General features: G+C 68.6%; 8 protein-coding genes. 2 read left to right on the top strand and 6 right to left on the bottom strand.

Annotated elements, in window-relative coordinates:
- From AC2VOK_RS08070 to AC2VOK_RS08045, 6 genes are all read right to left on the bottom strand, one after another.
- Positions 1–684, bottom strand: a 684-nt coding sequence (locus AC2VOK_RS08070; protein ID WP_428900003.1) for a coniferyl-alcohol dehydrogenase, incomplete at its 3' end; no start/stop codon positions are given.
- A gap of 19 nt (positions 685–703) precedes the next feature.
- Positions 704–2,002: an LLM class flavin-dependent oxidoreductase gene (locus AC2VOK_RS08065; RefSeq protein ID WP_428900002.1), complete on the bottom strand. Its 1,299-nt coding sequence runs from the start codon at positions 2,000–2,002 to the stop codon at positions 704–706.
- Positions 2,003–2,005: 3 nt separating this feature from the next.
- On the bottom strand, positions 2,006–3,748 hold the full coding sequence (locus tag AC2VOK_RS08060) for an FAD-binding protein (protein WP_428900001.1): 1,743 nt from the start codon (positions 3,746–3,748) through the stop codon (positions 2,006–2,008).
- Positions 3,745–4,662: a 3-carboxyethylcatechol 2,3-dioxygenase gene (locus AC2VOK_RS08055; protein WP_428900000.1), complete on the bottom strand. Its 918-nt coding sequence runs from the start codon at positions 4,660–4,662 to the stop codon at positions 3,745–3,747. The genes AC2VOK_RS08060 and AC2VOK_RS08055 overlap by 4 nt, the downstream gene beginning before the upstream one ends.
- Positions 4,610–6,325: a bifunctional 3-(3-hydroxy-phenyl)propionate/3-hydroxycinnamic acid hydroxylase gene (locus AC2VOK_RS08050; RefSeq protein WP_428899999.1), complete on the bottom strand. Its 1,716-nt coding sequence runs from the start codon at positions 6,323–6,325 to the stop codon at positions 4,610–4,612. Before AC2VOK_RS08050 ends, AC2VOK_RS08055 begins: the two co-directional genes overlap by 53 nt.
- Positions 6,325–7,188, bottom strand: a complete 864-nt coding sequence (locus AC2VOK_RS08045) for an alpha/beta fold hydrolase (RefSeq protein ID WP_428899998.1) — start codon at positions 7,186–7,188, stop codon at positions 6,325–6,327. Before AC2VOK_RS08045 ends, AC2VOK_RS08050 begins: the two co-directional genes overlap by 1 nt.
- A gap of 127 nt (positions 7,189–7,315) precedes the next feature.
- On the opposite strand from AC2VOK_RS08045, the gene AC2VOK_RS08040 reads away from it, so the two are divergent.
- The gene (locus AC2VOK_RS08040; RefSeq protein WP_428899997.1) at positions 7,316–7,993 is read left to right on the top strand and encodes an IclR family transcriptional regulator; all 678 of its coding nucleotides are present in this window, start codon (positions 7,316–7,318) and stop codon (positions 7,991–7,993) included.
- A gap of 14 nt (positions 7,994–8,007) precedes the next feature.
- Positions 8,008–8,135 (top strand): NAD(P)-binding protein (locus AC2VOK_RS08035; RefSeq protein WP_428900004.1); only part of this gene is annotated, 128 nt, incomplete at its 3' end.

Genomic DNA, 8,135 nt, shown 5'->3' with positions numbered 1-8,135 from the left:
CCCGGAAACCCGTCCCAACGGCTTGGGGATGTCGTCGAGGAAGCCCTGCCCGTATGCCCTACGCAGCTGATCGAGGATCGGCGTCTCGGTGACACCCGGGCCGGTGCAGTTGATGCGGATGCCCCGGGCCCCGAGCCGTGTGGCGCTGTGCATGGAGTACAGGATGACCGCTTCCTTGGACAACCGGTAGCCCCCGCCGGCCAGTTCGTCGGGGTGGTCGCGACACCAGGCGATGCCCTCCCGCATCGTCGCGCTGTTCAGCAGCGGCGCCACCGACCGCAGATGCTCGCGATAGCCCGCGGCGGCCAGCGAGGACACGCTCACGATGGACGAACCCGCGCCCATCAGCGGGATAAGCGCCTCGGTGACATGCCGCAGGCCCAGGAAGTTGATGGCGACGACCAGCGGCGGGTCACCGATGCCCGAGGACACCCCGGCGACGTTGAACAGCGCGTCGACCCGCCCGCCGACACTCGCCACAGCCCGGTCGATCGAGTCCGGCTCGGCGAGGTCGACCTCGTGGAATGCGCTGAGCTCGAGGGCCGGTCGCCGTTTGTCGAGGCCGATCACCTCGGCGCCGAGTTCGGTGAGCTGGCGCACCACGTGTTGGCCGATGCCCGACGCGCAGCCGGTGACCACTGCCCGGCGGCCGTCGTAGCGCCACAGCCCGTCGATCTCTGCCAACCTCAGTCGGCTTCCGGGATCACTTGCGCTGCTCCTTGGCGCGCTGCGCCGCCTGCACGCGGCCCTCGCTGATCTCCGCCATGGCCTCGGGGATCTCACTGGCTGTGAACTTGTCGCGGCCGGTGGGCAGGCCACCGAAGGCGTAGGTCTCGTCGAACTGCGGTGCGTTGGACCCCGGCCGGCGCGCCTCCACCTTCGCGATGACCGGATCGAGACGTTTGGCTTTGTCGGCGACCGCCTTGGCGTCGCGCTCGATGAACTCGGGCAGCACTTCTTTGCCCATCAGCTCGATGGACTCCATGGTGCCCTCGTGGCTGCGCGGGTTGAGCAGCAGGATGATCTCGTCGACGCCGCTCTGCTCGTAGCCGCGCAGGAATTCCCGCACCATGGCGGGGGTTCCGATCGCGCCGCGGCCGGGACCGTAGGCCAGCGTCGGGTCCTTCTCGACCTCTTCGAGGTAGCGCTGCCACACCCCGGTCCGACCGGGGGTGTGCATCCCGGTCAGGTAGTAGTGCATGATCCCGAACGAGAAGAAGCCGCCACCTTGTCCGAGTCGCTGCAGCGCCTGTTCCTCGGTCTTGGCGACCATCATCGACAGGTCACCGCCGATGGCCAGGATGTTCGGGTTGATCTGCGGCGTGATGGGCACGCCGTTCTCCTCGAACTCCTTGTAGTAGCCGCTGACCCGCTCGGTGAGCGGTCCGGGGCCGGTGTAGGCGAAACTGAGTGCGCCGATGCACTTCTGGGCCGCCATCTGAACGCTGGCCGGCCGGGTGCAGGCGACCCAGACCGGGGGATGCGGCTTCTGCATCGGCTTGGGGATGACGTTGCGGGGCGGCATCTGGATCTGCTCACCCTTGAGGCCGGTGAACGGCTCCTCGATCATGCACCGGATGGCGACCTCGAGGGACTCCTCCCACTGGGCGCGCTTGTCGGCGGGGTCGACGTCGAAGCCGCCGAGTTCACCGACGGAGGAGCCTTCCCCGGTGCCGAACTCGACGCGCCCGTTGGAGAGTAGGTCGATGGTGGCGACGCGTTCGGCCACCCGGGCGGGATGGTTGACCGCGGGCAGCAGGTGCATGATGCCGAAGCCCAACCGGATGTTCTTGGTCCGCTGGCTGGCGGCGGCCAGGAAGATCTCCGGCGCGGTCGAGTGGCAGTACTCCTCGAGGAAGTGGTGCTCGGTGAGCCAGACGGTGGAAAAGCCCGCCTTGTCCGCCGCCTCGACCTCGTCCAGGCAGTCCTGCAGCATGACCCGCTCGTCGTCGGGCGCCCACGGCCGCGGCAGGGCGAACTCGTAGAACAGTGAAATTTTCATCGATTACCTCCTATGAGAATTAGCGGTTCGCTCGGCCCCTTGTGCGGCGCAGTGTTTCGCCGCGACGAAGCCGAAGGTCATGGCCGGGCCGATGGTCGCCCCAGCGCCGGCGTAGCTGCGGCCCATGACCGGCGCGGAGGTGTTGCCCACCGCATACAGCCCGCGCACGGCGGTGCCGTCCGGCCGCAGGACCCGGGCATGTTCGTCGACCCGCAGCCCACCCGAGGTCCCCAGGTCGCCCAGCACGATCCGAAACGCGTAGTACGGCGGATCGCCCAGCGGATACAGGTTGGGGTTGGGCAGCGTGGGGTCACCGTAGTAGTTGTCGTAGACGCTGTCGCCCCGGTGGAAATCGTCGTCGTGGCCCCGGCGCGCGAGTTCGTTGAACCGGCGCGCGGTTTCGGCGAGTTCGGTTGCGGGGACGCCGATCTTGGCCGCCATGTCCGCCCATCCCGTCGCGGCTTTGACGACGCCGGATTCCAGCCAGGCCGCCGGAATCCTGCGCCCGGTGGGCACCGGCGCGAAGGGAATCTTCGGGATCGGCAGGTGGCCGCCGACGACATAGCGGTTGAACGAGCGGTGATCGGTGATCAGCCAGCAGGGGATGTGGGTGACCCCGGACTTCTGGCCGTCGATCATGGCGTGACCGAAGTCCATGTAGGGCGCCGCCTCGTTGATGAAGCGCCGCCCCGCCCCGTTGACGATGAACTGCGCCGGCATCATCCGCTCGTTCAGCATGAATTGCATGCGCCCGTCCGGCCATTGGATCGCCGGAAACCACCAGGCCTCGTCGAGCAATTCGGTCGCCGCGCCGACCTTTTCACCCGCGCGGATCCCGTCGCCCATGGCGGCAGGGTTGCCGAAGCTCCAATCCTGCTCGATCACCGGGAGTGCTTCCTTGCGCCAGGCGAGGTCGTGGTCGAAGCCCCCGGATGCCAGGATGACGCCCCGCCGCGCGCCGATCCGCTGGGTTGTCCCGGCCCGCTCCACCAGCGCGCCGGTCACCGTGCCGTCGGCTTCGGTGAGCAACTCCACCATCGGCGAATCCAGCCACAGCGGTATCCCACTGTCGCGCAGCGCCAGCCGCAGGCGGGCCGCCAGGGACTGGCCGATCGCCGCGATCCGTTCGCCGAGGACCCGCGCGCGGACCATGCGCGTGATCAGTTTCAGCAGCACGACTTTTCCCGCCCAGGACTGCCTGACGCGGTAGAAGGACCGAAGCTCCTTGGGGCCCAGCCAAATACCCTTGGGTGCCAGCGCCAACGGCTGCAGCAGGGTCTGTTCGTCGGGCCCCAACGTCCTCAGGTCGATGGGTGGGACGTTGATGGTGCTGCCGAGTTCGGAGCCACCGGGCAGTTCCGGGTAGTAGTCGGCATAGCCCGGCTTCCAGACGAACTCGAGCCACCCGGATTGCCTTTCGAGGAATTCCAGCATCCGCGGCGCCGAGTCGACGTACTGGCGTATCCGCGCCTCGGCGACGAGGCCGTCGGTGATGTTCTGCAGGTACTCGACGACGCCCTCGGGCGGGGGTGCGTATCCCTCCCGGCGTTGCGCCGGCGCGCCGGGCACCCAGATCCCGCCCCCGGACAGCGCGGTGGAACCGCCGAAGTAAGAGGACTTTTCGATCAACAGCGCGTCCAGGCCGGACGCATGCGCGGTCAAAGCCGCCGTCATGCCTCCGCCGCCGGATCCGACGACGAGCACGTCGACGATCCGGTCGAAGCCTTCCGGTGACGGGGCGGTCATTGCGGCACCGCCGTTCTGATTGCGAATCCGGCGATCAGTTCGGGAGCCGGCTTGTAGTAGCGCACGGTGGTCCGGTACGGGCCCACGACTTCCAGGGCGGCGAACGCCGCCACCCACGTCCTGATCTCGTGCGCGGAGCCGCCGCCTTCGTGCGCGACGAACGAGTTCGACCACTGGTCGAGGTCGGCGAGCTGTCCACCGTCAACGATTTCGAGGAAGCGGTGGTCCCACACGGGGTTGAGCGGTTGCAGGTCGCTCGCACCGCCCGCGAAGTCTCTGGCCGCCTCGATCACGGCCGCCTGCCGGGCTTGCCGCTGCTCGGGGCTCATCGGACGGCCGTGCACGATGCGCTCCTGCACCGCCGCCGAGGCGGTCGCCAGCGCCGGCACCGGGGGGCTGTGGGACAGGCCGCCGGACCCCATCACCAGCACCCGCCGGTCGAGGCCGGCCAGGTAGGACCCGACCGCCGCACCGAGTGCGCGGCAACGGTGCAGCGGACCCAGCGGCACGGCGATGCCGTTGACGAAGATCGGTATCACCGGGCGTGCGACCGCGTCGCCGAAGAGCTTCTCCAGCGGCTGGACGGTGCCGTGATCGACGTCCATGCTGGCCGACACCGCGACGTCGACGCCCGCGTCGAGTACGGCCGTGGCGCAGTCGAACGCCAGGCCCTCGGGAACGTCCAACGGGCCCGCGTGGGTGCCGTAGTCGCCGACGCCGTTGGCGCTCATGCCAATACAGAACTGCGGCATCACCTTGTAGAAGAAACCGTTGTAGTGATCCGGGGAGAAGATCACGACGAGCTCGGGGTCGAACTCGTCGGCGAATGCCCGCGCCTGCGTGATCGCGCCGTCGATGTCGTCAAGCAGGGCCTGCGACGGTCCCGGAAGATTCAGCAGCGGGCTGTGCGACATACAGCACAGAGCCAGCGTCACTTTGGACCTCACCCCCTCCCGGCGTGAGGGTGAGGACGTCGAGAAGTGCCGCGCTCAGCTCGGGGGCCCGCTGTGCGATGCAGGCCGCGGCGACGCACCGATCGGGACGCAGGAACAACACCGATTCCTCATGGGTGTCGAACCAGGACTTGAGTCCGCCGCTGCGGTCTCCGACGACCACGACGTCGGGATCGTCGTGCCCCTCCCAGTGCAGCTGGGTCACGGGGCGAAGGGCGAAAAAGCATGCGCCCAAGGCCTTCCAGTGCCCGAACGCGGTCTCACCGAGGATCTTGCGGGGGTTGTTGTTCCAGCACAGCACGGCGAACCAGGTGCCCAGCACGTCGTCCAGCAGGACATCGTGGCGGGTGCGGGTGTCGACCCGGGGCTGGATGAACAGGGTGCCGACCGGAGAGTCGGCGCGGGCGGGCCCGGAATGCACGACCGCGCCCTGGTCGTAACGCGGCATCGGCTTGAACCGCATCTCCAGCACGTAGCGCTTCAGCGTGGGCACGACCGACGCCGACCGCACCACCAGGTCCCGCACGCCGGCCACCCGGCGGTTGGTCGGGGAGATGGCGCGACCGACCATGGTGGACAGGTCGATCATCGCGCGCGCGTGCCTGCGGCGCTCGACGTCGTAGGTGTCCAGCAATTTGTCGTCGGCCAGGCCGCGCACCACCGCTGCGAGTTTCCATCCCAGATTGAACGCGTCGCGGATTCCGCTGTTGTAGCCCTGTCCCTGCCAGACCGGCATCAGGTGCGCGGCGTCTCCGGCCAACAGCAACCGGCCACCGCGGAACGCGCCGGCGATGCGGGAGTGATGGGTGTACACGCGGCGACGGATCACGTCCACGCGGTCGGGGTGGGGCACCATGCGTGCCAGCATCCGCGTCAGGAACGCCGGATCCTCGGCCTGTTCGTCGGACTCGTCTTCGTGAATCATGAACTCGAAGCGGCGGATTCCGTGCGCGATCGAGATCGATGCGTAGGGGCGTTCGGGGTCGGCGCCGACCTCGCTGTTCGGGTGGCCCAGCGGGTCGTTGGCGATGTCGACGACCAGCCACCGCGTCGACGACGTCGTGCCGTCGAAGGAAACCCCCATCATGCGGCGCGTCGTGCTGCGGCCGCCGTCGCAGCCGACGAGGTAACGCGCCCGCACGCTGGACCTGCCGCCGTCATGGTTGGCTTCGCCGCCCAGATCGACGGTGACCGCGTCGGCGTCTTGCCGGCACGCCGTCATGGGCCGTTGCCACCACACGTCAACGTGCTCGAATCTGTCGAGCCCGCGCAGCAATTCGGCATCGACGAGCGGCTGCACGAACCCATTGCGCTTCGGCCAGCCGAACCGCGCGTCGGGTGGCGCCATCTCGGCCAGCACCCGGCGCTTGGCGTCGACGAAGCGGAGGATCTGATTCGGCACGGTGTGCGGCAGGACGCGGTCGACCAGGCCGAGAGACTGGAAGGTGCGCAGCCCCTCGTCGTCCAGCCCGACCCCTCGGGGGTAGTCGATGAGGCTGTCCCGTTCGTCGACCACCAACGTGCGGACCCCCTGCAGGCCGAGGATGTTCGCCAGCGTCAGGCCGACCGGGCCCGCACCGACCACGACGACGTCGACGTCCATATCGTGCGTCGCGCCGGCCATCACCGACCCAGCAGGAAATCGAGGTGCAGGCGGTTGAACGTCTTGGGGTCCTCGTACTGGGGCCAGTGACCGCAGCCAGGCATCAGCTCGAATCGCGCACCGGGAATCATTGACGCGATGCGCCGGCCCTCGGTCACGTCGGCGGTCGGGTCGTCACTGGTCCACAGCACCAGCGTCGGCGCGGCGATCGAACCGTATTCGGCTGGGCCGAGGATGTTGTGCGCCCGGATCTCGGGGTCCTGCAGCGCCATGATGTCGCGCATGGCGCCGACGAATCCCGGTTGCCGATATACCCTTTGGCGGCTGGCGACCAGATCGTCGTAGCCCTTGGACTTGTCGGACATCAGCCATTTGATCCGCGCCTGCACGGTTTTCCAGCTCGGGTTCTCGGCGGCCGCCATGGACAGCGTGACGATCCGGCGCATCACCTCCGGGTCGGCCTGGGAGCCGCCGGCGGTGTTGAGCACCAGTCGGTCCACGACGTCGGGATGGTCGGCGGCCGCGCGGGCCGCCACCCAGCCACCGAGCGACTCACCGCTCAGGCAGGCACGTTCGGCGCCGATGGTGCGCAGCGCCGCCATCAGGTGCTCGACGTAGTGGGCCACTTCCAGCGGGTGGCCCGGCTTGTCGGTGTAGCCGTGGCCCAGCATGTCGATCGACCAGGTCCAGAAGTGCTCCGCGTGCGCCCCCAGGTTGCGGACGTAGGCCTCGGCGTGGCCGCCCGACCCGTGCAGCAGCATCAGCACCGGCATGCCCGGGTCGCCGGCCCGCAGATAACGGGTGCGCACTCCCTGCGCGTCGAGGTAACCCTGCTCGAACGGGATGCCCTGGAGATCGCTCCATATGCTCTCGAACTCCGTCACGGTTCCTCTCCGGCCTCAGACGGTGGGAAATGTCGTTCTCGCGTGTCGCCAATGCGATGTGCTAATATCGCACATTAATGTGCGTTATATATAGAGCTTCGCTCTCGCGTCCGGGTCTGTCAAGGCTGTGACAGGTTCCGGGACGGGTTCTCAGACACTGGCCCGGGGACTGACCGCGCTGCAGCTGGTAGCCGACTCCCCGGGCGGGCTGACGGTGCAACAGCTCGCCGACCAGATCGGGGTGCACCGCACCATCGCCTACCGGCTGCTGTCGACGCTGGCCCAATTCCGCCTGGTGGCCAAGGGGGACGACGGGCGTTACCGGCCCGCGGCCGGGCTCGCGGTCCTCGGCGCGTCCTTCGACCGCAACGTGCGCCAACTCTGCCTGCCGACGCTGCGCGCGCTGGCCGACGACCTGGGCACCACCGTGTCACTGCTCATCGCCGAGGGCGATCAGCAGGTGGCGGTCGCGGTGATCGTGCCAAGCCATGTCGCCTACCAACTTTCGTTCCACGAGGGCAGCCGCTACCCGCTGGACCGGGGCGCCGCGGGCATCGCCCTGCTGGCGAGCATGCCGCCGCGCCCGGGGGAACGCGATCTGGTCGCCCGCGCCCGGGAGCGCGGGTGGGTGACGACGTACGGCGAGATCGAGCCCAACACCTATGGTTTGGCGGTGGCGGTGCGCCGGCGCGCCCCGTCCCCGCCGACCTGCATCAACCTCATCTCCCACCGGGAAGACGTCGTGATGCGCGGAAAGGAAGCGGTCATCACCGCCGCCAAGCAGTTGTCCGAGGTTCTGAGCTGAAGGGATGACCGTCCATGTCCTGGGACCACGAGGTCGACGTTGTCGTGCTCGGCAGCGGCGCCGCCGCGCTCACCGCTGCACTGGCGGCGGCGGTCGCCGGCGCCTCGGTGGAGGTCTTCGAGAAGGCCCCGACCGTCGGCGG

This window comes from Mycobacterium sp. TH-M116, assembly GCF_057473685.1.
Note: the sequence above shows the minus strand (reverse complement) of the source record. Positions and strands in the feature narration are given on the sequence as shown.

Bases quoted from the DNA above. Each gene is read 5' to 3' on its own strand.
- AC2VOK_RS08065 (WP_428900002.1), bottom strand. From the start codon at position 2,002: ATGAAAATTTCACTGTTCTACGAGTTCGCCCTGCCGCGGCCGTGGGCG.
- AC2VOK_RS08060 (WP_428900001.1), bottom strand. From the start codon at position 3,748: ATGACCGCCCCGTCACCGGAAGGCTTCGACCGGATCGTCGACGTGCTC.
- AC2VOK_RS08055 (WP_428900000.1), bottom strand. From the start codon at position 4,662: ATGTCGCACAGCCCGCTGCTGAATCTTCCGGGACCGTCGCAGGCCCTG.
- AC2VOK_RS08050 (WP_428899999.1), bottom strand. From the start codon at position 6,325: ATGGCCGGCGCGACGCACGATATGGACGTCGACGTCGTCGTGGTCGGT.